This window comes from Rhodanobacter ginsengiterrae, assembly GCF_050026815.1.
Taxonomy (GTDB): domain Bacteria; phylum Pseudomonadota; class Gammaproteobacteria; order Xanthomonadales; family Rhodanobacteraceae; genus Rhodanobacter; species Rhodanobacter ginsengiterrae.
Window position 1 is genome coordinate 53,850 of sequence record NZ_JALBWO010000052.1, and the last position, 24,821, is coordinate 78,670.

The window sequence follows — 24,821 nt, forward strand, 5'->3', positions numbered from 1 at the left end:
CGCATGGCGGATGCCGCCACGTTCCTTGCTGCCATCGACGCCGACTGGGCCCACCTCGTCGCCCGGGTCGGGCCCTGCACGCATGAACCGAAGCCGGCCCGCGAGCCCTGCGAGGCGCTGGTGCGGGCCGTGGCCTACCAGCAACTGCACGTAAAAGCCGGTGACGCGATCCTGGCGCGGTTGCTGGCGCTTTATCCGCATTCGGCCTTTCCCTCGCCGCAGCAACTGCTCGACAGCGGCTTCGACGCGCTGCGCGCTTGCGGCTTCTCGGCGCGCAAGATCGAGACGATTCACGGCATCGCCGAGGCCACGCTGGCCGGCGTGGTGCCGGATCTGCTCACGTCACGGATGCTGCCGGATGAGGCGCTGATCACCCGGCTCCGTGCATTGAAAGGCATCGGCCGCTGGACGGTGGAGATGTTCCTGATCTACAGCCTGGATCGGCCCGATATCCTCCCGGCCGACGATTTCGGCGTGCGCGAGGGATATCGCTTGCTGAAATCGCTGGAGGTGGCTCTCCCGGCCAAGGCGATGGCGGTGGTCGGCCAGGCCTGGAGCCCGCATCGTACCGCCGCGGCCTGGTACCTGTGGCGGGTTCCACGGCCGGCCAGGGCGAAAGCTGCGCAGCAGCTTGTCACTCAATAGAGCAAGCGGATACCCAACTGCACCTGGGTGACCATCGATGCCGGTGGCAACCCGGCATCCCCACGCTGCGTGCGCACGCTGTCGATCCGCAGCACCTCGGCGGTCAGCCGCAACCAGGCGCGTGGACGCCAGTTGAGCGCCGCGGTGACCGCGTTGCCGTGTTCGCCCTGGCGACGGCCGGCATCGAAGCGCCCATTGCCCGTGCTGAAATGTTCGATGCGCAGCGCCGGGCGCCAGTTGCCGCGATTCCAGCCCGCCAACAGGAAGGCCGAGCGGAAGCCGGTGGTGAAGCGCAGGCCATCCACCGGTTCGATCACGGTGGCGCCGTCCATCGCCTGGGCGATCCAGCGAATCGGACCGGTGTCGGTGCTGCCGCCGATGCTCGTGAACCAGGTGTGCCAGGCAAACACGCCGCTGTCGGTATGTGCTGCCGGGTCTGCGCGATTGTCGTAGCGCATCAGGTTGATCCGGCCAAGTCCCGGCGCATGCCATTCCAGATTCGCGTACCAGCCACTGCGGCTGCCGATGTTCTGGAACGGGTCGTAGCGGCGTGCCGATGACTGTCCGTCATGGGTCGCGTCGGGCTCGCGCAACCGGCCTCCCAGACCGTAGGTCAGATCGCTCAGCGACCAGCCACGCACGGCCAGCAGGTTGCCCGCCGGATCGTTGCGCCGGAACAGCGCGCTGCGCAGCTCCCAGGTGCTGACATCACCGCGCCATTCGAGCCGACCCTCGGCGCCCGCCGCGCGCAGTTCCTCGCCAACCCAGCTGTTGATCGCCGACGGCGTGAGGGTCCAGGGGCTGGTCCAGCCGATCGCATCGTTTTCCAGCGAGACCGGCGGCATGAAGGCGCCGGCCTGCACCGACCAGCGCCAGCGCGAGAGCGACACCGGGCGGTAGCGCAGGTACGCCTCGATCACGTTCACGCTGGAACGGTCGGTGGTCTGGAACTGGATCTCGGCCAGCGCCAGCAAGGCCGGTGTGAGCTGGGCCGTGCCAACCACGCCGGCGCCACCGAACCGGGCGGCGGTACCGCCATCGCCGAAGCGTGTCTTGCCGAGGCCGCCTTGCGTCCAGCTGGTTTCGCCGGGTGCCGCGACCAGACGACCGTCGATGTAGGCATGCAAGTCGACGTCCTGCGCGAGGACCCACGACGGGCACACTGCGAAAGCCGACAGACAGAGCAGCCATGCACGGCGCATCATGGTCGCGCTCCGGCGGGGGTGCGTCCACCCTGCCCGCTGGCAAACGCGGCAAGGGCATCGGCGGCAAGCGCCCGGGACACGAAATAGCCCTGCGCGTGATCGCAGCCGATCGAGGCCAGATAGTCCAGCGCCCCCTGATCCTCCACCCCTTCGGCGGTGACGCGATAACCCAGCTGATGGCTGAGGTCGACGATCGAACGCACGATGATCTGGTCATTCGGATCGGTGGCCAGGTGCTTCACGAACATCTGATCGATCTTCAATTCATTGACCGGCAGGTGCCGCAGGTAGGCGAAGGTGGCTTGCCCCACGCCGAAATCGTCGATCGCGATGCCGACGCCCTGCTCGGCCAGCCGGCGCAGGATGCGCACCGCGGTATCCGGCTCGCCGATCACCGCCCGCTCGGTCACTTCCACCGTGAGACACGTAGCCGGCACGCGATGAATCGCCAGCAGCCCGCTGATCCGCGTGGGCAGCTCGGCATCCTCCAGGTCGCGGGTCGACAGGTTCACCGCGATACGCAGCGGCAGGCCCCGTTCGATCCATTGCTGCGCCTGTGCCAGCGCGCTGGCCAGCACCCAGCGGGTGACCCGCTGGATATTGCCGGTGTCCTCGGCCATGCCGATGAACGCATCCGGTGGCACCCAGCCACGCCGGGGATGATTCCAGCGCAGCAATGCCTCGGCCCCATCGACGCGCCGGCTGACCAGGTCGAGCTTGGGCTGGTAATGCAGCAACAGGCCATCGCCATCGAGCGCATCGCGCAGGTCGCCCATCAGCGACAGTCGCTCGGGGCGGTGCGGATCGGTGGCTGCGTCGTAGAAGCTCAGCGCGCTGGCCGATCCGCTGGCAGCGAACTGCGCCACCTCGGCATGACGCAGCAGTGTGCCTGCCTGCGCGCCGTCGGCCGGCGCCATCGCGATGCCGACCGAAGGCAAGCGGTCGATGCTGACATCGGTTTCCTGATAGGGCTCGTTGAGCACGTCGAGTATGCGCAGCGCCGCCGCGATGGCCGCCGCCTGATCGGCCCGCGACAGCCACAGCATGAATTGCGTGTCGCTGGTGCGTGCGAGGTAGGCGGCGGCCGCGACCCGCCGGATACGTACGCTGGCGTCAAGCATCAGGCGATCGCACAACGCGTGCCCCATCGTCTTGATGATCTCCGGCACGCGAGTCAGCCCGACCATCAGCAAGGCGCCCTCAGCCGTATCGTCGCCAGCAAGATGCTGCTCGACCGCGGCCTCGGCAGCTTCGCGGTTGGGCAGATCGGTCACGCTGTCGTGCATCGCCTGATGGCGGATGTGCAACTCGCGCTGGCGCACCGCCTCGGCCATGGTGCCGAAGGCACTGGCCAGCTGACCGATCTCGTCGCGCCGTTGCATGCTGGCCGGGGCGCGGTAGTCACCGGCTTCGATGCGTCGCGCCGCCGCGGCGAGCGCTTCGACCGGACGCGATACGCTGCGCGCGGCAATCCAGGCACCAAGCAGACCCACGCCCAGGCCCAGCCCCAGCAGCGTCGCCCACGCGATCGCCACGGAACGGAACGGACTCAGCGCGTCGTCCAGCGAATAACCCAGTACCGCCACCACCGACGTGCCTTGCTTGGGCTGCTTCAGGCGCTGCGCGAGCACCATGTATTCCTTGCCGTCGACTTTGGTCAGCAGCGGCTTCCACGGCAGCTGCCGGTGCCCAGCCATAAGGCTGTCGACCAGGCCGGTGTGGCGGTCGCCACGTGCCACCACCGCCCAATGGCCCGGAGTGGACTGCGCCGCCAACTCGACATCCCGCGGCAACGCGGACAGCTGTTGCATATGCGCCAGCAGCGCATCATCCAGTGGCACGTTCACCACCACCAGCCCGACCGGCTGCGGTGCGTAGATGGGCACCACAACCATCCATGAAGCCTTGCCATCCAGCGCGACCACCGCAGCCGTGCGGCGGTCATACGCGCTGTCTACCAGATCCGGAAACGGAAAGCGCGCGGGCGGGGTTGTCGCGTCACTGGTATCCGCCTCGACCGTGCCGTCCTGGTCGATCAGCAGCATGCGCGAGGCACCGACCCGGCGACCGTGATTGCGCAATACCGACAAGACCGTGCCGCGATCGCGCTCGGCAATCGCCGAACGCAGTGCATAGTCGAGCGAGAGCACCTCGACATTGCCGGCGATCCGCGCCGAGATGTCGTCCATCTGCGCCACGAACGCCTGTGCATTGGCCGTCAGTTGACGCTCGCCTTCGGTCACCAGCGCTCGCCGGGTCACCTCGTAGACCAGCCCTGCGGTCAGCAGCTGCACCGTCACCAGGGTCGCGACGAAGAACAGCGCAAGGCGCAGGCGGAAGCCCATGGATGGCATGATCGGCTCAGTAATCCAGGTGTTCGCGATCCATGAACATGCGCGGGTCCGGCAGCAGCGACAGCGTGAAGTTCAGCTGCACGGTGTCGTTGTTGCCCGCGATGGTCACGCGCTGGCTCGGCTCCGCACGCCCCGGATGCAGCTGGGGGTGCCACACGTGTGCGGTGTAGTGGCCGGGAGCAAGATGGCCGAGCGTCGCCCTGCCGTCATCGCGTGACATCGCGATGGCCGCTACCGCGGATACGAACAGATAGGTGGCCATGTGATCGTGGATGTTGCAGCCGACGGCAGCCACGCCCGCCTGATCCATGCTGAGTGCGGGCGAGCTTTCGCCGGGACGCAACACGAATTCGAACGTCTTGATGGCGGCGAACGAGTAAACATGATGCCGCGTGCGGTCGCTGTTGCGGAACACCACCTTGTCGCCGGGACGCAGCACCTGCACGTAAGGAATGAAGGTCTCGTCGCGCTGGTCAATGATGTAGGTCGCCGGTGGCACTGCGGAGGGCGTGCCGGTGGTTGCTGCATCCGGTGTCAGCATGACCACCGCGTCGTTCACCGCATGGCCCCGTCCATCGCCAAGATGCACGACGACTTCCGCCGCGGAAGCGGACCATGCGCTCCCCAGCAACAGCGCGACGACCATGAACAGGCAGCGCATTGTCGATCCCCCCGATTCCCCATGCCCGGCTAGCCTACCGCAGTTTGCCTGATCGCCGAGCCGGCATCGCGCAACCGCTGCGGACTGACTCGACCAGGGTGCAGGTGCCGATCCCGCCACAGCTTGCTACGCTCGCCGGATCGACCGATCGCGAGGCAGACATGACCATCCACGGCATCCACACCATCGACACCGGCTTCGTGCGACCGCAGTTCGACGCGGCGTATCTGATCGTCGAGAAAGGGCGCGGCGCCTTCATCGACTGCGGCACCAACTTTGCCGTGCCGCGCATGCTCGCCGCGCTGGACGATGCCGGCATCGGCGCCGCCGACGTCGACTGGCTGATCCTCACCCACGTGCATCTGGACCATGCCGGCGGCGCCGGCGAGCTGATGGCCCAGTTGCCGAACGCGACCCTGGTGGTGCACCCGCGCGGCGCTCGCCACATGATCGATCCGTCGGCGCTGTGGGCCGGTGCCAGTGCGGTGTATGGCGAGGCGGTGATGGAGGAAACCTACGGCCGCTTGCGCCCGATTCCCGCCTCGCGCGTGATCGAGGCGACAGATGGTCACGCAGTGGATCTGGCGGGCCGGTCGCTGCTTTGCATCGACACGCCGGGGCATGCGAAACATCACCTGACGGTGTACGACGAGCGTGCCAACGTGTGTTTCACCGGCGACGTTTTCGGCCTGTCCTATCGGGATTTCGACACCGTCGCCGGCCCGTTCATCCTGCCCACCACCTCACCGGTGCAGTTCGATCCGCAGGCCCTGCATGCCTCCATCGAACGATTGATCGCGTTGAAGCCGGCGGCGATGTACCTGACCCATTACGGTCGGGTGGAACCGGTGGCGCGGCTGGCGGCCGACCTGCACATGCAGATCGACGCGATGGTCGAACTGGCCCGTGCCGCGCAGCGCCAACCCGATCGGCATGCCGCGCTGGTCGATGCGCTGACCGGACTTTATGCACGCCGCGCCGAAGCCCATGGCTGGAACAACGGGCGCGATGCCTTGCGCGCCTTGCTGGGCATGGACATCGAATTGAATGCGCAAGGGCTGGAGGTATGGCTGGACCGCTGACGCAACCTGGCCGGATCAGGCCAGTCGCGTACCGTTCGGGACCGGGCGCTCGACCGCGGTGAGCACCACCCCGTCGTCGGTGGGAAATCCGGTGAGCAGGAACTGCGAGCGGAACGGGCCGATCTGCTTTTCCGGGAAATTGATCACGCCCACGATCTGCCGGCCAAGCAGTTGTTCGGCGCTGTACAGCGCGGCGATCTGTGCACTGGTCTTCTTTTCACCGTAGGCGCCGAAATCCACCCATACCTTCCATGCCGGCTTGCGCGCCTCGGGGAAGGCTTCCACGCGTGTCACCGTGCCGGCGACCAGCAGGACCTGCTCGAAATCGGCCCAACTGATCTCATTGATGCTTTCGCTCATCCTTCCAGCCTCGTTTTCAGACAATCACGGCCCTGTTGCCACCAGTAGCTGGCCTGTGCGGCAAGATAGCCGAACGGACGGTGCGTGCTGGCCAGGCCATAGTCGGCGAACTGCCGCCAGCGCTCATCACCTTCGGCGATGGCCGACGCCAGCAGCTCGCCGGCCGCGCAGGTCGGTGCCAGCCCATGGCCGCCAAACGCCTGGGCCCACCACAGACCTTGGCCATCGCCACCGATCTGCGGCATCTGGTGGCGCGCATAGCTCATCAATCCCGACCAGGCGTAGTCGACCCGCACGCCCCTGAGTTGCGGAAACACCCGCAGCAGATCCCTGGTCAGCAGCCGCTGTACTGCTTGCGGCGAACGGTTGAGGATCGAGATTCGCCCACCCCACAGCAACCGGGTATCCGGCAGCGCGCGGTAATAATCGAACGCGAACCGGCTGTCGTAGACCGCCGCCCGGGTGTGCAGGCATTCGTCCAGGCGCTGGCCCAGCGGTTCGGTGACCATGACGTAAGTGGCGATCGGCAGGATGGCCCGGTCGATCGCTCGTTGCAGGCCAGCCAGGTAGCCGCCGCAGGCCAGCACCACCTGGTCCACCAGCAACTCGCCGTGGGCGGTGCGCAAACGCCATTGCAGCCCTTCGCGCTCGAGGCTGAGCACGCCGCTGTTCTCATGCAGGCGCACCCCGCGTGCAGAGGCTGCGGCAGCCAGGCCGATGGCATAGTTGAGCGGGTGCAGGTGCAGCGCATCGGCTTCGTACAAACCGTCGTGATAGCGCTCGCTGCGGATCCGCGCGCGCAATTCGGCTTCGGGCAGCCACTGCCATTGCACCGCGTATTTCCCGGCCAGCAACTGCTGGCGCTGGCGCAGCACGGCCGGGTCGCGGAACCAGTTGGCCCAGATCACGCCCTCGTCGACCAGATCGCAGGGAATCGCATAGTCGGCCACGCGCTGGCGAATCCGCCCGACCGCTTCGGTGGTGAGCTTGAACAGCGCCTGCGCTTGCGCCTCGCCCAACTGATCGAGCAATGACTGTTCGCCCAGTGAGTAGCCGGCGAAGACAAAGCCACCGTTGCGACCGGAGGCACCGAAACCGATCTGCTCGCGCTCCAGCAGCACCACGTCGCGCACGCCACGCTCGGCCAGGCCCAGCGCCGTGTTCAGTCCCGCAAAACCGCCGCCGATGATGGCCACCCGCGCATGCTGCCTGCCTTGCAGCGGAGCAAAGCTTGCGTACGGCGTGGCCGTGGCTCGGTAGTAGGACGTGGCCTGGGCTGGCGACATGAGGGGTAGACATCTCGTAGGTGCTGCTGAGACAGCGAGCATAGCGCAGCGTTCCGGGTGCCACCCGTGCACCTACTCGACCAGTCCGACCGTGAGCGGCCGCTGGTCGCTGCGACCGTGATCGTCGACCACCCGCACGCTGTAGCTGCCCGCCGCCTGCGGCTGCCAGAACAGCGACTCGCCCGGCGCACTGCGACCCACATAGGCATCGTTGACGAACCAGTACAACGCATGCGCGTCGGCATCAGTAGTGGCCACAAAGGCGATGCGCTCCTGCCCGAGCTGGGCCAGCCGCATCGCATACGTGCTGCCACGCAGCGGTGAGGTGATCTGTGGCGGATCGCCATCGGGCATGCCGGCATCCCGGCAATCGACGTTCAGCGGTGGCTTGCGACGCGGCATGCCGGCCTGCGCAAACACATGCTGCAGGTCGGACGGCCAGAACTCGTAGACCTCGACATGGGTACGCTTGCCGGCATACGGCGGGCACGCCGGCTGGCCGCTGGCGTCGTCGATCACCACCGGTCGGTGCACGTTGCTGACGCGGATCGGCGACTTGCCCGGAATGAACCAGGTCATGCCCTTCTGCGGACACCACTGGTTCGGCAGATCACCACTGGCCAGGCATATCTGCACGCGCTTGAGGTTGGCCGGCATGTGCCGGATCGGCTCGGCCAGCTGCGGGCGCTCGGCGCGCACGGCGTCGATGATCTGGAAGAACAGCGGCGCCGCGGCCTCTGCACCGACGAAGGCGGGATTGCCGGTGCTGTCGAAATTGCCCAACCACACCACCAGCACGTAAGGACCGAAGCTGCCCGCCGTCCACGCGTCACGGAACGCCCAGGACGTGCCGGTCTTCCAGTACACCGGCAGGCGCGAAGGTTGCGCACCGGTAGTCTCGTCCGGCCGCGGGTTCTTGCGCAGCATGTCCATCACCATGAAGCTGGCTTCGTCGCTGAGCAGGCGCGTGCCGGCGACCTGTGGCTCATCGGCGAGCAGGCGCAGCGGCTTCAGTTCACCGCGGTTGGCCAGCATGGCGTACAGGCCGGCCAGTTCCTGCATGCTCACTTCACCACCGCCCAGTACCAGGGCGAGACCGTAGTGCTTCTCGCTGGCCATGCGGCTGATGCCGGCATCGCGCAGGAACTGGTAGAGGCTCGGTTGCTGCAGCTGCGAGGCCACCCATACCGCGGGGATGTTGCGGCTGCGGATCAACGCATCGGTGGCAGTGATCGGGCCGAGGAAATGGCCGTCGAAATTCTCCGGCGTATACGGACCGAACGAGGTCGGCACATCGCGCAGCACGGTCTGCGGATGCAGCACGCCCTGGTCGAAACCCAACGCATAGATGAAGGGCTTGAGGGTGGAACCGGGCGAACGCTTGGCCAGCGTGCCGTTGACCTGACCCTGGATCGTGCGGTCGAAATAATTCGCCGAACCCACCATCGCCTTGACGCCCATGTCGCGCGTATCGACCAGGATCGCCGTCGCGTTGCGGATGCCGCGCGATCCGTTGTGGGCAACGTACTGGGTGATCTGGCGTTCCAGCGTGTGCTGCAGATCCAGGTCGAGCGTGCTGGCCACACGCTGGTCGCCGGCGTCGCCTTCGATCTGCCGCTTCGTCAGGATCTGCTCCACCGCATGTGGCGCCTCGAACGGCAACTGCGACAGCGGACGAAGATTCAGCGGCAGCGCGAACAGCGGCTTCAGCGCAGCGTCCTTCGGATGACGGCGCAACCAATTGGCGTAGAACCGGTTGCGCGATGCCGCCAGTCGCGGATTGATCAGGTGGTCGGCAGCGGCGCTTTGCAGTCGTCGCGTCGGATCCTGCGGAATCACCGCCAGGGTCAACGCCTCGGGCAGACTCAGCGCACTCGCCGGCTTGTTGAAATACGCCAGGCTGGCCGTGCCCACGCCCTCGACATTGCGGCCATAGGGCGCGGCATTGAGGTACGCCTCGAGGATTTGCCGCTTGGAATAGAACAGCTCCAGCTGGATGGCCCGGGCGATCTGCCGCAGCTTGCCCAATGGCGAGCGTGTATTGAGCTGCCACAGCAGCCGCGCCAGCTGCATGGTGACCGTCGAGCCGCCTTGCGGATTGCCATGGCGCACGTAGGTGATCCATGCACCACGCAGCAACCCGTACGGATTGACGCCGGGGTGCAGCCAGTACCAGCGATCCTCGTGCAGCAGTACACCGTCGACCAGTTGTGGCGAGATCTCCGCCAGTGGCACCCATAGCCGATAACGGTCATCACTGGCCAGGGTCAGCCGCAGCAGTCGGCCATGGTCGTCGTAAACCGCGGTGGAGGAAGGCTGCCAGTCGCGCAGCGACGGATGCGGCCACAGCCGGCAACCCACCAGCACGGCGATGATCAGCAAGATGCCGACCAGCCAGTTCTGCCAGCGGCGCAACCACGCCAGCATGCCGCGCGACAGGCGATTGAGCGAAATGGACGGGTTCATGGCTGGCTTTCGTGGGCGCCGGTTCGACGCCGGCATGCTCCCCGCGGGAAGCATGCCGGCGCAAGCTACGGCTTGCTCACCACGGTCAACGTGCCACCGCCCGGCGAGCGCGCCTGCACGCTGCGGTCGTACATCGACTCGCCATAGGCCGGCGGCACGATGAAGGTGCCGGCATTGCTGGCCTTGATGCGATAGACGAACTCGCGCACGTCCGGCGTCGCCGTGCCGTAGATCACCACGCGATCCTCGCGGATGTCGGCGTAGTCGGGCTGCCAGGTGGACGTGGACAGGCCGATCGGCGAACGCCATGCCACAGGCTTCACTTCGCTGTCGGCGCCGTTGTCGGCATCGGCCGCCTGCTGACCGGTGAGCGGCGGTGGCGGTTCGATGACCGGTTCGAAACCACCCGGCAGCAGGTCGACGATCGCCACGTTGCCGACGCCCTGATCACCGGTAGCGCGGATCTTCACATGGACGTCCATTTCCTCGCCGACGTCGATCCTGTCGAGCGGCTTGCCGTGGCTGTCGGTGTACTCGCGTACGATCTCGATGCCGTCCTTGATCGCCTTGTCCGGCACGTTGCTGTCGTAGCCGCCCTGGCTGGTGACGCGCCACGCCGGCAGCTTGCTGCCGTTGGTGAAACGCACGCGTGTCGCCGCAGCGTCCCAGCTGCCGGCCTGCACCAGGTTGGCCTGCAGCGCGGCGATCGACCTTGCGCTGCCATCCGCATGCACTTCGTCGATGCCCAGCTTGTCCAGCCCGCCGGCACTCTGCGCAGCATAGGCATCCAGCGCCAGTATCGTCATCGACGAGGACAAGGTGTTGAACTGGTTGTGCGCCAGCGGCCACACGATGTTCTCCATCACCTGCGGCGAGAGCGCCCTGGCGCGAGTCGGGAAATACTTCGACAGCAGATAGAGCACGCTGGCGTCGCGCGTCAGCGGATCGTAGTAGTAGCTGTAGACGTAGCTCTCCTTCGCCAAGTTGCGCTCGAGCGCCTTCTGCGGGCCGGCGATCAGCTGGTTCGCTTCCTTGTCCTGCTTGAGCAGCTCGTAGGACGCGGCCAGCCATGCGGCGGCAAGGTCGTTCTTCCAGTCATTCGGGAACGCATCCTGCAGGCGTTTCTGCACCGCCGCCAGGTCGTTGGTGGTGACGTTGCCCTGCCGCGTCAGCAGATACACCGCATAGGCGCGCTGGCGCAGTTCGTCGAGCGAATCCAGGCTCTCGTCGGCAGCGAGTTGGTGCAGGTATTTGTTGCCGGCATCCAGCATGTCCTTCGGCACCGCAACGCCGCGGTCATGCGCCTCCAGCAGGAAGTGCATCGCATACGCCGACACGAACGGTTCGGCATCCGGCGTTGCGCTCCACACGCCGAAGCCACCCTGCCCGTTCTGGCGCGAGTGCAGCACGTCGAGGAACTGCGCCAGTGCCTGGTCATTGGCCACTTTCCTTTCGCTGACGGCGGGTTGCAGGGCCTGCGCGAACAGCGGGGCCGCCGGCCACTTTGCCACCACCAGCCGCGGCATCGCGGCGCTGACCAGCTGCTCGCTGCAGTAGTTCTGATAGTTGACCAGATACGTGGTCAGACCCTGCGCCAGCACGATCGGCACGGTGGAAAAGGCGGCATCGCGGGAGGCGTAGGCGTCGTAAAGCTTGCGCAGGTTCGGCAGGTCTTCCTGGCTGCCTGGCGCAACACGGCCGACATCGATCCGGGTGCGATAGGCCGAAGCCGGCCGCACCGAAAGATCCACCGCCTGTTTCGCTGATTTGCCGCCATAGCCGGCGCTGAAAGCGAGATGGCCCGAGCCCAGCACCTTGGTGGCCTTGACGTGGAATACCACCACGCCTTCGCGCAGCTCGCCCAGGGTCAGGCTTTGCGTGGCGCTGCCGATGACCTGCAATTGCGGTCCGGTCTTCAGCGAAACCGCCACCGGCACCTGCCTGCCGTTCAGACCGGTGAGGTTGTTGGCCACGCCGACGCTCACCTCGGCTTGATCGCCCGGGGCCAGCGTGGTCGGCACGTTCGGCGACAGCACGAAATCGCCGCGTACGGTGGTCGAACCTTCATACGTGCCGATGCGATCCGGCGATACCGACATCGCCATCACCCGCAGCTTGCCGTTGAAGTAGTCCGGCACGGTGTAACTGAAGTCCTTGTCGCCATTCACGTCGACGATGCCGGACCAGTACACCACCGGCTTGTCGCGCTTGCGCTTGAAAGGATTCAGCTGGCGGCCGATCGCGCCGTCGGCGTCGCCGCCCGGTGCCGCCATCGCCATCAGCTTTTCGAAGTCCGGCAGGATCAGGTCGAGGATCTGCGAAGTACCCACTTCCAGCATGCGTTTGCGGAAGAAGAACTTCAGCGGGTCGCCCAGCTTGTAGCGCGCCACCTGCAGGATGCCTTCGTCCACCGCGAAAACCACCGCCCGCGTCGGCTGGGTCGAATGCAGCTTGAAGGTCACGGTTTCTCCCGGCTTCACCAGCGCCGGAGCATCGACGGTGATCGGGTTGCGCCGCGCATCGAGGTTCACCGAGAACGGCACCACGCCGTAGCTGAGCGGACTCATGAACACCTCGTCCGAGGACGGGTCGCGGATGTACTGCACGTTGATGTAGCCATTGCCCTCGAAATCCGCGGGCACCGTGATGTGCTGCACCGAGCTGGTGGTGTCGGCGTGGAACCACGCGTGTGCATAGACCCTGTCGCGCTCGATGGTGATCAGGCCGCTGCCCGCATACGGCGCGCGGATCGCGATCTCCACCGGCTCGCCCTGCGCGTAGTCCGGCTTGCTGAGGTTGAGCTGCAGCTCGGCATTGCGGTCGAGCGAACGGGTGACGTTGGCATTGCCGGCTACCGCGTATTCGATGCGGTTGACCTCGGTCCGATCGGCACGACGGATCACCAGCGCATAGTTGCCCGGCTTGTCGGTGGGCAGCGGGTAATCCATGCCGGCCGCCGGAATCGCCAGCGGCTGCTCGCTGAGCGGAATTTCCTTGAGCTTGGATTCGTACTTGTAGACACCCGAATCCTGTTTGGTCAGCACCGAAACGTAACGGCGTTCGATCAACTGTGCCTTCAGGTCGTTCAGGGCAAACGCCTTGGCCTGCGGATTGATCGCGACCAGGTGCACCGTGCGCGGGCTGTCGCGGCTGATGTAGTCGAGGTTGTCGACGGCCTTGTAACCGACCAGCCAGTCATTGCTCGAAACCAGGGTCTGCGCAGCGGCAGCCACACTGCGCCCGCCTTCGGCCTCGTATGCCTTGCTCAGGAAGTACAGCTGGTAGGTGGCATCGGCGTACTTCTTCAGGTCCAGGTCGAATTCGGCATGGCCCTTGTCGTCGGTCTTGCCATCCTGCAGGGACTCTTCGTAGCCATCCCTGGCGCGGCGCACGTCGTAGAAGTGGTAGTCCGGCCAGCTGTGGAAAGCCGGCCATGCCGGTCGCAGGGTCAACGAAGCTTCGACACGACGATCCGCGGCCGGGGTGCCGAACAGGTTCTGCACATCGACGATGCCCTTCAGCTGCTCGGGCTTTACCCAGCCTTCCGGCGCCTGCTGCGACAGCTTCGCCGCGACCTTCATGCGGTCAGGCAGGAATTCCTTCACCTGCACGGTGGTGGTACCGATCTGTGCGTCCGCCTTGCCGTCCCTGACGATGTGGAGATTCACCGTCCAGGTGCCGGTGGGCGCGGTTTCGGCGGGAGTGTAGTCCAGCTCGCCGAAGCCGGACGCATCCATCGTCAGTGCCTGCTGTTTCACCGTGACGCCGCGGGGGTCGACGATCTCGGCCTGCAGCGGGATGCCTGCCACGTTGCGCGACCAGCTGGCCGCACGCACGATCAAGCCGATATGGAACAGATCGCCCGGACGGTAGATGCCACGATCGGAAAACAGATAGGCGGAGAGTTGACCCTGGCTCGCCGCATTGGGTTCGCCACCGATGTCGAAACGCGAATAGTCGAGCTGGCGATCGCTGCCCTCGATCGGCAGGAAGGAAAGATCATCGCCCTTCCTCACTACGTACATCACCGGCTTCTTCTCGCGCTGCAGGCCCTTGAAGGTCGGGAAATGCACCACGCCGTCAGCGCTGCTGGACTGTGTGTAGAGCGTCGATCCATTGACCGCGAGCACCGCGACGCTGGCGTCGACCACCGGCTGGCCGCTATGGATCGATTGCACGAACACATCCTGGCTGCCGTCGAGCGAGCGCTTGACCAGCATGCCGAGATCGGTGACCACGATCAGTCGCGTATCGGTCGGCATCGGGGATTCAGCGGGCTCATCGCTGTCGCTGTCATTCCCCGAAGTCCCGGGGTCGTCGCTGGCACCGCTGTCACTGGTCGCGACGGACGTTGCTGCACTTGCCGGCTCGTCGCCTGCTGCGGGGGCGGTGCCTTGAAGCGCCTTTGCCCTGGCCTTCGCTGTCGCCGCCGCTTTCTTCGCTTCGACCACCGGGTCGTAACCGGACAGATGCAGAAGGAACACGCCGCGCTTGCCTTGCTTCAGATACTGGCCAAGGTCGACGCCCTCGTAATGTGCCTTGCCCGGGTCGGCTTTCGGAAATGCCGACTTCTGCTCGAAGCGCTCGACGATATGGTCTTCGCTGAAACCGTAGACGAGTTCGGGATGGGTGTAGGTGCCCTGATTGAGGCTCACCAGGTGCTGCAGTTGATCGGGCAGCACGCGACCGATCTCCAGCTGCATGCCGGGCATGTTGCGCGACACCACCGAAATCCGCTTGCTGCCGCTCAGCGACAGCAGCGAGCCATCGGCCATGAAACGCAGCAGCTTCGGATAATCCGGCACGCTGAAGGTCTGCGCTGTCGGCTTGCCCAGCACGTAGCCGCCAAACGACTTGAGCCCGGCGCCGACGCGCACATAGACCCGCTGGCCGGGTGTGGCGTGGTACTTGAAACTCTGCAGTTCCGCGTAGTCGTTCTCGGTGGGCACCAGTGCCAGCGACAACGGCTGCGACTGGCGCAGGACAGCTTCGCTGACTTCGGAAACGTCCCATGCATAAGGTGCGTCGTCGCCGGACTGGTCCGCGCCCACCTTGTGCCTGGGCAGGATCCAGGCCTTGGTCAATCCGGCCAGATCGCCGCCGCGAACGCTGCCGCTGACATTCGTCACCAGCACCTGCTCGGGTTCGTACCTGTCGTTGTCGACCAGGGTCGGGCTGATGTCCTGGATCGTCAGGCTGTAGAGACCGGGAACACGCACACTGGTCTGCAGCGGATCGCGGGTGCCGTCACCACCGCGCGAACTGCGCACGCCATCGCCCAGCTTCAGCAACACCGCGCCATCGTCCCGTGGCAGGGCCAGCGGCTGCGAATGCACCCAGGCGTTGAGCTTGAATGCGTCATAGGTGACGGTGAATTTCAGCGGTGTGCCGAACTTTCCATCCTTGTCGGCCAGCGCGATCGCGATGCGCTTCTCGAATTGCGCGGCGTCCACCGGGTAGTTGAAATTGACCGGAATGATGGTCTTCTTCGCCGTGGGGTCCTGCGGGTCCTGATAGAACTCGCCGTTACCGAAGATCGCTGCGAACGTCGGCAAATCGAAAGTCAGATGATCATCGGCCATCAGCACATGCGGTGCGAAAGCCTGCACCACATCGAACTGCACCCTGACATGCACGCCAACCGGCCAGTCCTCGGCCGGCACGAAGCGCAAGGTGTGGTCGTCGAGCCAGTTCCATTCGCCCTTGAGTGCAGGCTGCATCACGATGCCCTTGCTCACCACCTTGCCGACCAGTTCGATCGGGGCCGCGGAGCGGGAAAAAGCGATCTCCAGCGGATGGATGGTGACTTTCGGATTGCCGTCGGCCTGCGCCGCGTATTCGGTGATGGCCGGCGCCTTGACCTCGAAGGTAATCCGTTCAGGCTCGACCGGCCGTGGCCGATGCTGGTACCACTGCCAGCTGAACCATCCCCCGACCAGCAGGAGCAGCACGGCGAACAGCCCACCGGCAAACTGGCGCGGGCGACGGCGGATGGCCGCGCCAGTGGCGGAGGCCCACCCGGGTGCCGTCCAGGAAACATTGCCGATAAGCAGCTGCAGGATCGACCCGAGCAGGTGAACCAGGCCACGCACCAGGCGCACCGGCAACATCAGCAGAAACCGCAGCAAATCCATGATGCTTCCCGACCCCCATCCATTGACGAACCCGACGATGCCGGATTCGGACACGACTCGCCGCAAGCCTGCATGAGGCAGGCATCGGCGATGTCGAAAGATTTCCCCAGACCATCCTGCGCGCCAGCCATGGCAAAACGCGGCGCTGATTCTGACATGTCGCGGGTAGCCGAGGCAGACTGGCCCGAAAAAGAGCAAGCCGGCATCTGATGGATGCCGGCTCGCCTGGCCGCAAGTGAACCTGAAACTATCTTTGGACGACCAACGCGGTCAGAGTCCGGCGGCGAATTCGCGTACCACCGAGGCCAGCTTCGGATCCTGCATCGCCATGTGCATGGTGGCGCGCACCAGACCGGCCTTGTTGCCGCAATCGAAACGGGTGCCTTCGAAGCGATAGGCCAGCACCCTGCCCTGCTCTTTCAGCAATGCCTCGATCGCATCGGTAAGCTGGATCTCGCCACCCGCCCCCGGCGTGGTCTGCTCCAGCAACTGGAAGATGCGGCCAGGCAAGACGTAACGACCGACCACCGCCAGGTTCGATGGCGCGTCGGCGGGCTTGGGTTTCTCCACCATGTGACGGATCCACGCACTGCGCTCGTCGACCGGCGTGGCATCCACGATGCCGTACTTGTCGGTCTCGTTGTGCGGCACTTCCTCCACCGCAATCACGCCGGCCTGCCGGGCATCGGCCAACTCGGCCATCTGTCGCAGCGCACCTTTGCCCGTACCGATCGCGCCGTTCCAGATCAGGTCATCGGGCAGCACCACGCCGAACGGTTCATCACCGACGACAGGCTTGGCGCACAACACGGCATGGCCAAGGCCGAGAGCCTCCGGCTGGGTCACGAAGATCGCCCGCACATGCCGCGGCAGGGTGCCCTGCACCAGCGCCAGCAATTCATCCTTGCCCTTTTCCTGCAGCTTCGCCTCCAGCTCGTAGGCCTTGTCGAAATAGTCCGCGATGGCATGCTTGTAGCGGTTGGTGACGAAGATCAGCGTGTCGGCGCCGGCATCCACCGCCTCGTCGACCGCATACTGGATCAGCGGCTTGTCCAGAACCGGCAGCATTTCCTTGGCCACCACCTTGGTCGCCGGCAGAAAACGCGTGCCGAGTCCGGCGACGGGAAACACCACTTTGCGCAGGGGCTTGCTCACTCACTGATCTCCGGGTTGGCACGACGGATCGACACCACGTTGTCGGGCTGCGCCGATTCGCTCCAGCGGAACGAAGGCAGCAGGCTGGACACGCAGCGTCGAAGTCCATCTTCATCAAATGCATCGACCGCTTCGGCGGCCTTCTGCAACAAGGCTTGCAGCAGATCCCACGACACTTCGCGATGCTGCGCCAGGAAGATCTTGGCGTGGGCAGTCGCGCTGTAATTTTCCAGCGGGTGGAACAATTCCTCGAACAGCTTCTCACCCGCGCGCAGACCGGTGTAGACGATCGGAATTTCGCTGCCAGGCTTCTTGCCGGCGAGCCGAATCATCTGTTCGGCAAGGTCACGGATCTTCACCGGCTCGCCCATGTCGAGCGCGAAAATTTCGCCACCGGCACCAATGCTCGCCGACTGCAGAATCAGCTGACAGGCCTCCGGAATGGTCATGAAATAGCGTGAGACCTCCGGGTGCGTCACGGTCACCGGGCCACCCGCACGAATCTGCCGACGGAACAGCGGCACCACCGACCCGGCTGAATCCAGCACGTTGCCGAACCGCACGGTCATGAAGCGCGTAGCGGTCTGCGCGTCGAGATTCTGGCAATAGATTTCCGCAACACGCTTGCAGGCGCCCATCACGCTGGTGGGGTTGACGGCCTTGTCCGTGGAGATGAGCACGAAGCACTCGACACCCGCCTCGCGCGCGGCATCGGCAACCACGCGGGTACCCAGCACGTTGTTGTTGAACCCCGAGCGCAGTTGTCCCTGCAGCATCGGTACGTGCTTGTAGGCGGCGGCATGAAAGACCACTTGAGGACGCAGATCGGTGAACGCCTTGCGCATTGCTGCCTGATCGCCGCAGGAGGCAAGGATGCCGTCGAAAATCAGCTCGGGGAAATCCGCGCGCAGTTCCTGGCCGATCCGATACAGGTTGTATTCGCTCTGCTCCACCACGGCGAGTGACTGCGCGCCCAGCCTGGCCACTTGCCGGCACAGTTCCGAGCCGATCGATCCGCCGCCGCCGGTGATCAGCACGCGACGTCCACTGAGCGTCTCGCGGATTGCGGTCCAGTCTAGTTCGACGGTGTCACGGCCCAGCAGGTCCTCGATCGCCACTTCCTTGATCTGGTTGAACTGGGCACGACCGGCGACCACGTCCTCCAGCCGGGGCACCGTCCGGTACGGCAGGTCGGTGGCATCACAGAGCGCAACCACCCTGCGCATTTCGGTCGTCGAGGCTCCTGGCAATGCGATCAGCAGCATGTCCACCGCCGCCTCGCGCGCCACTTCGGGCAGCTGTTCCAGTCGGCCAAGGATCGGACGTCCGTTGATGCTTGCGCCACGCAGGCTGGACTTGTCGTCGACAAAGCCGACCACGGCGTAGCGCTTGTCACGATGAAGATCACGCGACAGCACCTCGCCGGCGCGATCGGCCCCGACGATCAGCACGCGGCGCACGCTCTGGTTCTGCAGCAGGTCGTTGCGGCTGTCCTTCCAGTAGCGGTAAGCCAGCCGCGGACCACCCAGCAGCAGCGCCAACAGCAGTGGATAGAGCACCAGCACGGAGCGCGGCACGCCCTCCAGCCGGTCGTACAGGAACAGCGCCACGCCGATGGAAAAGGACCCGACCAGCACCGCACGCACGATATTCCACAAGTCGGGCAGGCTGGCAAAACGCCACACGCTCTTGTACAGCCCGGTCCAGCGGAAGATCAGCCCCTGCACCAGCAGCACGATGGGAAGTTCGAGCAACTGGAAGCTGACCACCTCGTCGGGCTTCAACGCGTAGCGGAACAATTTGGCGATCCACCAGGCGAGCGCGGCCACCATCAGGTCGTGCAGCACGACGGCGATGCGCGGATGGATGAAGCCGACTAACTTACGCAACGACATGACGTACCTTGTGCAAATGGCGCCGCAGACAACGGCGCTTCAGGACCAGCCACGAAATCGACGCCACCACATAAACCGCCATGGCAAGCGGCAGCGCCACCTGCGGATGACTGCAGGCCAACCAGGCCGATGGCGCGGCGACCAGCAGATTCCAGCCCAGGTAGATGGCATCGGCTTGCGCATGGGTTGCCCCCCGACGCACCAACCATTGATACAGATGTTCGCGGTGGGCAGTGTACCAGCGCCGTCCGCGCCACATGCGTGTCAGCAGGGTCAGGCTGGCGTCCACCACGAAGGCCGAAGACAGGATCAGTGCTGGCCACAGCAAGACCGGCGCAGCCTGCCACAGCATCGCGCTGAATGCGAAAACCAGCATACCCGTACTGCCGCTGCCGACGTCTCCCATGAAGATCCTGGCCGGCGGGCGGTTGAACCAGCCGAAGGCCGCCATCGCCACGGCCAGCATGGCCGTCGCCCTGGCCAAGGCGGGCTGGCCAGCGACCCATGCCAGGAGGGCCAGGCCGGCGCCCACGAAAATCACCTGCTGCGCCAGCATGCCGTCGATGCCGTCCATGAAGTTGTGCAGGTTGGTGCTCCACACCCCACCGATGAGCAGCAGCGGCAGCCACCACCAAGCCGTGCCGGTGGCCAGCAGGCCCGTCGCGAACAGGCCAATCCCGGTCAATTGGGCCAGCAATCTTGGCAAAACGGGCAGCGAGCGGTGGTCGTCCCACCAGCCCGCCACGGCGACCAGCAGGAAGCCGCCGACCAGCCCTGCCGTCACGCTGTGCGGCCAGGCGCGGGATCCACTGGAAAGTGCGCCGGGCAGGCAGATCAGCAGCGCGACGACCACGCCAATGCCACCACCGCGCGGCGTGGCGACATGATGTGATCGACGTTGCCCCGGCAGGTCCAGCATGCCGCGTCGATGGGCATAGCCGATCGCGCCGCGAACGACGAGCAAGCTGATCAGGTAACTGGACAACAACCATCCGATGGTCATGGACATCCGTACGTCACTCGCTGGCTACACCATGGATCGGCCGGATCGTGCTCCAGCTCTTGCAGCTGGGGCATTGCCAATGATGCGCCTTGGCGCCGAAGCCACATCGGCTGCAGCGGTACATGGCCTGCCCCTCGAGCAGCTTGCGGGTCAGGTCACGCAGGATCAGGAAGTTCTCGCGCGCCTCCCCATCGATCTTGTCCATGGTGGCGTCGATCAGGGCCATCAGTCCGCGTACCGAAGGACGCTGACGCAACTGGGTGGTGAGAAAGTCGATCGCCGTGCGCTCGCCGTCGCGCTCCTTGTAGAGATGGGCCAGTGCCAGCACCGGCGACACGCCGTGGTAGCGACCGAGCATCTCGCGCAGGAAGCTTTCGGCACGTTCCATCTGCTGCGAGCGGGCATAGCTGTTCAGCAGCGGTGGCAGGATCTCCGGAGCAAACGCGATGTCGGCATCGATCGCCGACTCGTAGGCCTGGACCGCCTCGACATGCTGGCCGTCCTCGGACAGCAGGCGACCGGTCAACATGAAGGCGCGCACGCACGCTGGTTGGCACTCGAAGGCCTGCCGCAGATAGTCGCGCGCTTCGGCTCGCGCTCCGTGCTGGCGCGACCGATCGGCCAATTCGCAGTAGAACTGGGCGATCATTGGCGCCTCGTCCTCGCCGGTCATCACTTCGAGACGTCGCGCGTGTTCAATCGCCTTGTGCCAGTCGCGCTCGTGCTGGTAGATCGCGATCAGGTGACGCAGCGCGGACGGCGCGTGCGCATTCATGGCGACCAGATCGCAGAACAGCGCCTCGGCACGATCCAGCAAGCCGGCCCGCATATAGTCTTCGCCCAGTTCCAGCAGGGCCACCGTCTTCATCGCATCGGTGAGTCCGGGCCGCGAGACCAGATGCTGGTGCAACCTGATCGCCCGGTCGACCTCGCCGCGTCGGCGGAACAGGTTGCCCAGGGCCAGATGCGTCTCGACCGTGTCACGGTTGTATTCGGCGAGCTTGAGGAAAACCTCGATGGCCTTGTCCTGCTCTTCATTGAGCAGGTAATTCAGGCCTCGGAAATAGTCCGACGACAACGCGCTGACTTCAGCGCCGGATCGGCGCGCGCCGAATTGACGGGAAGTCCACCATCCCAGCGCGAAAGCGGCCGGCACCAAGGGAACCAGCACGGGCAGGAGATTCATGGCTTGGCCGACAGCTTCTTGTCCGCGCGCAATTGCCGGCGCTGCTGGCGACGCTGACGTGTACTGACGCCCAGCCAGGCGGTCAGTCCACCCAGCAACCAGCCGATCACCACTGCCCCAAGCAGGGCGGCCCCCTTGGGCAACTGGAACTGTGCAAAGCCCAGATCGTAGCCAACAAGGTCGGCGTTTAGCGCGCCGAGCACGATGCCGGCGGCGACGAAGGTCAGCAGGATGATGATGGCAAGCAGTCGCATGGAGCGACTTTACCCGATTGATCATGACTGGCACAGGCGGTGTTGACGATTCGTGCGGAGACGATTCATGCATATCCGGGGATCATCGCGAACGACGGGCAAAAAGAAGGCAGGACCGACTCGCGTCGCCTGCCTTCGATCAACTCTTCCGCCGATCCACCAACCTGGTCAGGCAGTTTCCTGCTCCTGATCCTGGTTGACGCGCTCGCGCAATTCCTTGCCCGGCTTGAAATGCGGAACGTGCTTGCCGGGCAATGCCACGGCTTCGCCGGTCTTGGGATTGCGCCCCATGCGCGGTGGCCGGTAGTGCAAGGCAAAACTGCCGAAACCACGCACCTCGATCCGCTCGCCATGAGCCAGTGCATGGCTCATCTGCTCAATGACACTCTTGACGGCCATCTCGACATCGGCGAACGCAAGGTGGGTCTGACGCCTGGCCAGCGCCTCGATCAATTCGGATTTAGTCATGGGCCCCAATGTCCGTGACGTGAAACAGCGGAGCGGCAGTGCGCCGCCCCGCTGTCAGACTGATGCAAGCGATCAATCGGCCTTGTTGAACTGCTCCTTGAGCAGCGCACCAAGCTTGGTCGTGCCACTGGCGGCCGAGGAGTAATCCACCGAGGTATCCGGTGCATCTTCCTCGTCCTTGGCGCGAATCGAGAGCGCCAGCTGGCGACCCTTGCGATCCATGCCGGTGAACTTGGCTTCAACCGCGTCGCCGACCTTCAGATGCAGCGTGGCATCCTCGATCCGCTCCTTGGCGATGTCGTTGGCACGCAGGTAACCCTCGACGCCCTCGCCCAGATCGATCACCGCACCCTTCGCATCGACTTCCTTGACGGTGCCGTTGACGATGGTGCCGCGCGGATTCGCCGCCATGAACTGGCCGAACGGATCCTGCTCCATCTGCTTGATGCCGAGCGAGATGCGCTCACGCTCCGGGTCCACTGCAAGCACCACGGCCTCGATCTCGTCGCCCTTCTTGAAGTTGCGAACCAGATCTTCGCCGGACATCTGCCAGGAGATGTCGGACAGGTGCACCAGGCCGTCGATGCCGCCGTCCAGGCCGATGAACACGCCGAAGTCGGTGATCGACTTGATCTGGCCGGAGACCTTGTCGCCCTTCTTGTGCATCGCTGCGAAGGCTTCCCACGGGTTCGAGCGGGTCTGCTTGATACCCAGCGAGATGCGGCGACGCTCCTCGTCCACGTCCAGCACGGTGACTTCGGTCTCGTCACCGACCTGAACCACCTTGGCCGGGTTGACGTTCTTGTTGGTCCAGTCCATCTCGGACACGTGCACCAGGCCTTCCACGCCCGGCTCGATCTCGACGAAGCAGCCGTAATCGGTAACGTTGGAAACCTTGCCGAACAGGCGGCTGCCGACCGGGTAGCGGCGGGCGATGGCGACCCACGGGTCGTCGCCCAGCTGCTTCAGGCCCAGCGAAACGCGGTTGCGCTCCTTGTCGTACTTCAGCACGCGCACGTCCAGCTCGTCGCCGACGTTGACCACTTCGGACGGGTGACGCACGCGCTTCCACGCCATGTCGGTGATGTGCAGCAGACCGTCGATGCCGCCCAGGTCCACGAACGCGCCGTAGTCGGTGAGGTTCTTCACCACACCCTTGACGACGGCACCCTCGGTCAGGCGCTCAAGCAGCTGCTCGCGTTCGGCGGAGAACTCGGTCTCGACAACGGCGCGGCGGCTGACCACCACGTTGTTGCGCTTGCGATCGAGCTTGATGATCTTGAACTCGAGTTCCTTGCCCTCGAGGTAGGTCGGCTCGCGCACCGGGCGCACGTCGACCAGCGAACCGGGCAGGAACGCGCGAACGTCCTTGATGTCGACGGTGAAACCGCCCTTGACCTTGCCCGAGATCATGCCCTTGATGGTCTCTTCCTTGTCGAACGCCTGCTCGAGGTCGTCCCACACCATCGAGCGCTTGGCTTTCTCGCGCGACAGCTTGGTCTCGCCGAAACCGTCTTCCAAAGCTTCGAGGGCTACCTTCACCTCGTCGCCCACCTGCACTTCCAGCACACCGTCTTCGCTCTTGAACTGCTCGATCGGGACGATGCCTTCGCTCTTCAGGCCAGCGTTGATCACGACGACGTCATTGCGGATTTCCACAACGATACCGGTGACGATGGCGCCGGGCTTCAGCTTGGAAATAGCGCCTTGGCTCTGTTCAAACAGTTCGGCAAAACTTTCAGTCATGTTGATTCCATAGTGGGAAAGGATCGTGGTTCATTGCGCTGGAATGGTTGATGCGCGAACTTCGGATCCACCGGTTGAGGGTGTATGGGGGGTTCACCTGGAACCGTCCGCCATCACCGTTGGCCAAAACCCCTGCCGCGGCAGGAGCACGAACGCCGCCAAGCAATCCGCTCAGGACCGCACGACGGCAAATACTTTCGCAACGACCTCGTCGATGCCCATGCCGGTGGTATCCACCAGCAAGGCATCAGCGGCGGGCTTGAGCGGCGCCACGGCGCGCGATGCATCGCGGCTGTCACGCGCCTCAATTTCGTGCTGAAGGCCAGCAAGTGTAACGCTGAGTCCCTTTTCCTTCAACTGCTTATAGCGTCTTTTCGCCCTTTCGGCGGCGCTGGCGGTGAGGAAAACCTTGAAGGCGGCATCCGGAAAGATCACCGTACCCATGTCGCGTCCATCGGCAACCAGCCCCGGCGACTTGCGAAACCCCAGCTGCAGCGCCACCAGGGCCTGCCGCACGGGGGGCATCGAGGCAATCGCCGAAGCCGCTGCGCCGGCCGTTTCCGTACGCAACTCGTCGGTCGCGTCGTGACCGTTGACGATCACCCGGGTCTCGCCGCCATCTGCAGCTGCACGAAACTGGATTTTGGTGGACTGTGCGCAGCGGGTCACCGCCTCCTCGTCCGACAGGTCGAGTCCGGCCATGCCGGCGGCATAGCCCACGGCGCGATAGAGCGCCCCGGAATCGAGCAGGCGCCAGCCCAGCCGTTCGGCGACCAGCGCGCTGATGGTGCCCTTGCCCGATCCCGATGGTCCGTCAATGGTGAGTACGGGTGCGGGGGCATGGCTCATGGCGGGATCCTGGCTGAACGGCAAAGCGGGCAGTTTAACGCGTTGACCCCGTTCCGGACGCGTGCTATCTAC

General features: G+C 65.0%; 17 protein-coding genes. 2 read left to right on the forward strand and 15 right to left on the reverse strand.

All coding sequences use genetic code 11. The features are described from left to right. Positions 1–3 precede the first annotated feature (3 nt). Positions 4–645 (forward strand): DNA-3-methyladenine glycosylase family protein, encoded by a 642-nt coding sequence (locus ACQGNJ_RS07935; protein WP_426688698.1) that lies wholly within the window; start codon positions 4–6, stop codon positions 643–645. Here ACQGNJ_RS07935 and ACQGNJ_RS07940 read toward each other — a convergent pair. Genes ACQGNJ_RS07940 through ACQGNJ_RS07950 form a run of 3 tightly spaced genes read right to left on the reverse strand, consistent with a single transcriptional unit; the run spans position 639 to position 4,865 of the window. Then, positions 639–1,850, reverse strand: a complete 1,212-nt coding sequence (locus ACQGNJ_RS07940) for a hypothetical protein (protein WP_426688699.1) — start codon at positions 1,848–1,850, stop codon at positions 639–641. The two genes, ACQGNJ_RS07935 and ACQGNJ_RS07940, sit on opposite strands and share 7 nt — an antisense overlap. After that, positions 1,847–4,204 carry a putative bifunctional diguanylate cyclase/phosphodiesterase gene (locus ACQGNJ_RS07945; RefSeq protein ID WP_426688700.1) on the reverse strand — a complete coding sequence of 786 codons (2,358 nt, stop codon included), beginning with the start codon at positions 4,202–4,204 and terminating at the stop codon, positions 1,847–1,849. Before ACQGNJ_RS07945 ends, ACQGNJ_RS07940 begins: the two co-directional genes overlap by 4 nt. A gap of 7 nt (positions 4,205–4,211) precedes the next feature. Continuing rightward, entirely contained in the window at positions 4,212–4,865 is a 654-nt protein-coding gene (locus tag ACQGNJ_RS07950) for a cupredoxin domain-containing protein (protein ID WP_426688701.1), read from the reverse strand. Positions 4,866–5,026: 161 nt separating this feature from the next. Between ACQGNJ_RS07950 and ACQGNJ_RS07955 the strand changes: the two genes are divergently transcribed. Then, positions 5,027–5,947, forward strand: a complete 921-nt coding sequence (locus tag ACQGNJ_RS07955; protein WP_426688702.1) for an MBL fold metallo-hydrolase — start codon at positions 5,027–5,029, stop codon at positions 5,945–5,947. A 15-nt stretch (positions 5,948–5,962) separates the two neighbouring features. Here ACQGNJ_RS07955 and ACQGNJ_RS07960 read toward each other — a convergent pair whose 3' ends face one another. The 12 genes from ACQGNJ_RS07960 to cmk all read right to left on the reverse strand — a co-directional run bounded on the left by ACQGNJ_RS07960 (position 5,963) and on the right by cmk (position 24,749). Further along, positions 5,963–6,307, reverse strand: a complete 345-nt coding sequence (locus ACQGNJ_RS07960) for a tRNA-binding protein (RefSeq protein WP_426688703.1) — start codon at positions 6,305–6,307, stop codon at positions 5,963–5,965. Next, positions 6,304–7,593, reverse strand: a complete 1,290-nt coding sequence (locus tag ACQGNJ_RS07965) for an NAD(P)/FAD-dependent oxidoreductase (RefSeq protein WP_426688704.1) — start codon at positions 7,591–7,593, stop codon at positions 6,304–6,306. The genes ACQGNJ_RS07960 and ACQGNJ_RS07965 overlap by 4 nt, the downstream gene beginning before the upstream one ends. A 72-nt stretch (positions 7,594–7,665) precedes the next feature. After that, positions 7,666–10,059: a penicillin-binding protein 1C gene (pbpC, locus tag ACQGNJ_RS07970; protein WP_426688705.1), complete on the reverse strand. Its 2,394-nt coding sequence runs from the start codon at positions 10,057–10,059 to the stop codon at positions 7,666–7,668. A gap of 65 nt (positions 10,060–10,124) precedes the next feature. Continuing rightward, entirely contained in the window at positions 10,125–16,193 is a 6,069-nt protein-coding gene (locus ACQGNJ_RS07975) for an alpha-2-macroglobulin family protein (RefSeq protein WP_426688706.1), read from the reverse strand. Between the two features lie 270 nt (positions 16,194–16,463). Beyond that, a complete protein-coding gene (gene galU, locus ACQGNJ_RS07980) occupies positions 16,464–17,348 on the reverse strand; it encodes a UTP--glucose-1-phosphate uridylyltransferase GalU (protein WP_426688707.1) in 885 nt (294 codons plus the stop codon). Next, positions 17,345–19,243 (reverse strand): polysaccharide biosynthesis protein, encoded by a 1,899-nt coding sequence (locus ACQGNJ_RS07985; RefSeq protein ID WP_426688708.1) that lies wholly within the window; start codon positions 19,241–19,243, stop codon positions 17,345–17,347. Before ACQGNJ_RS07985 ends, galU begins: the two co-directional genes overlap by 4 nt. Next, positions 19,230–20,252, reverse strand: a complete 1,023-nt coding sequence (locus ACQGNJ_RS07990) for an MraY family glycosyltransferase (protein ID WP_426688709.1) — start codon at positions 20,250–20,252, stop codon at positions 19,230–19,232. Before ACQGNJ_RS07990 ends, ACQGNJ_RS07985 begins: the two co-directional genes overlap by 14 nt. 7 nt (positions 20,253–20,259) lie before the next feature. Next, the gene (lapB, locus tag ACQGNJ_RS07995) at positions 20,260–21,432 is read right to left on the reverse strand and encodes a lipopolysaccharide assembly protein LapB (protein WP_426688710.1); all 1,173 of its coding nucleotides are present in this window, start codon (positions 21,430–21,432) and stop codon (positions 20,260–20,262) included. Then, complete coding sequence (locus tag ACQGNJ_RS08000; RefSeq protein ID WP_426688711.1) at positions 21,429–21,686, reverse strand: lipopolysaccharide assembly protein LapA domain-containing protein; 258 nt, start codon at positions 21,684–21,686, stop codon at positions 21,429–21,431. The genes lapB and ACQGNJ_RS08000 overlap by 4 nt, the downstream gene beginning before the upstream one ends. A 168-nt stretch (positions 21,687–21,854) precedes the next feature. Beyond that, a complete protein-coding gene (locus ACQGNJ_RS08005; protein ID WP_426688712.1) occupies positions 21,855–22,154 on the reverse strand; it encodes an integration host factor subunit beta in 300 nt (99 codons plus the stop codon). Between the two features lie 72 nt (positions 22,155–22,226). Beyond that, a complete protein-coding gene (gene rpsA, locus ACQGNJ_RS08010) occupies positions 22,227–23,900 on the reverse strand; it encodes a 30S ribosomal protein S1 (protein ID WP_426688713.1) in 1,674 nt (557 codons plus the stop codon). Positions 23,901–24,071: 171 nt separating this feature from the next. Further along, a complete protein-coding gene (gene cmk, locus ACQGNJ_RS08015; RefSeq protein ID WP_426688714.1) occupies positions 24,072–24,749 on the reverse strand; it encodes a (d)CMP kinase in 678 nt (225 codons plus the stop codon). Positions 24,750–24,821: the final 72 nt, after the last annotated feature.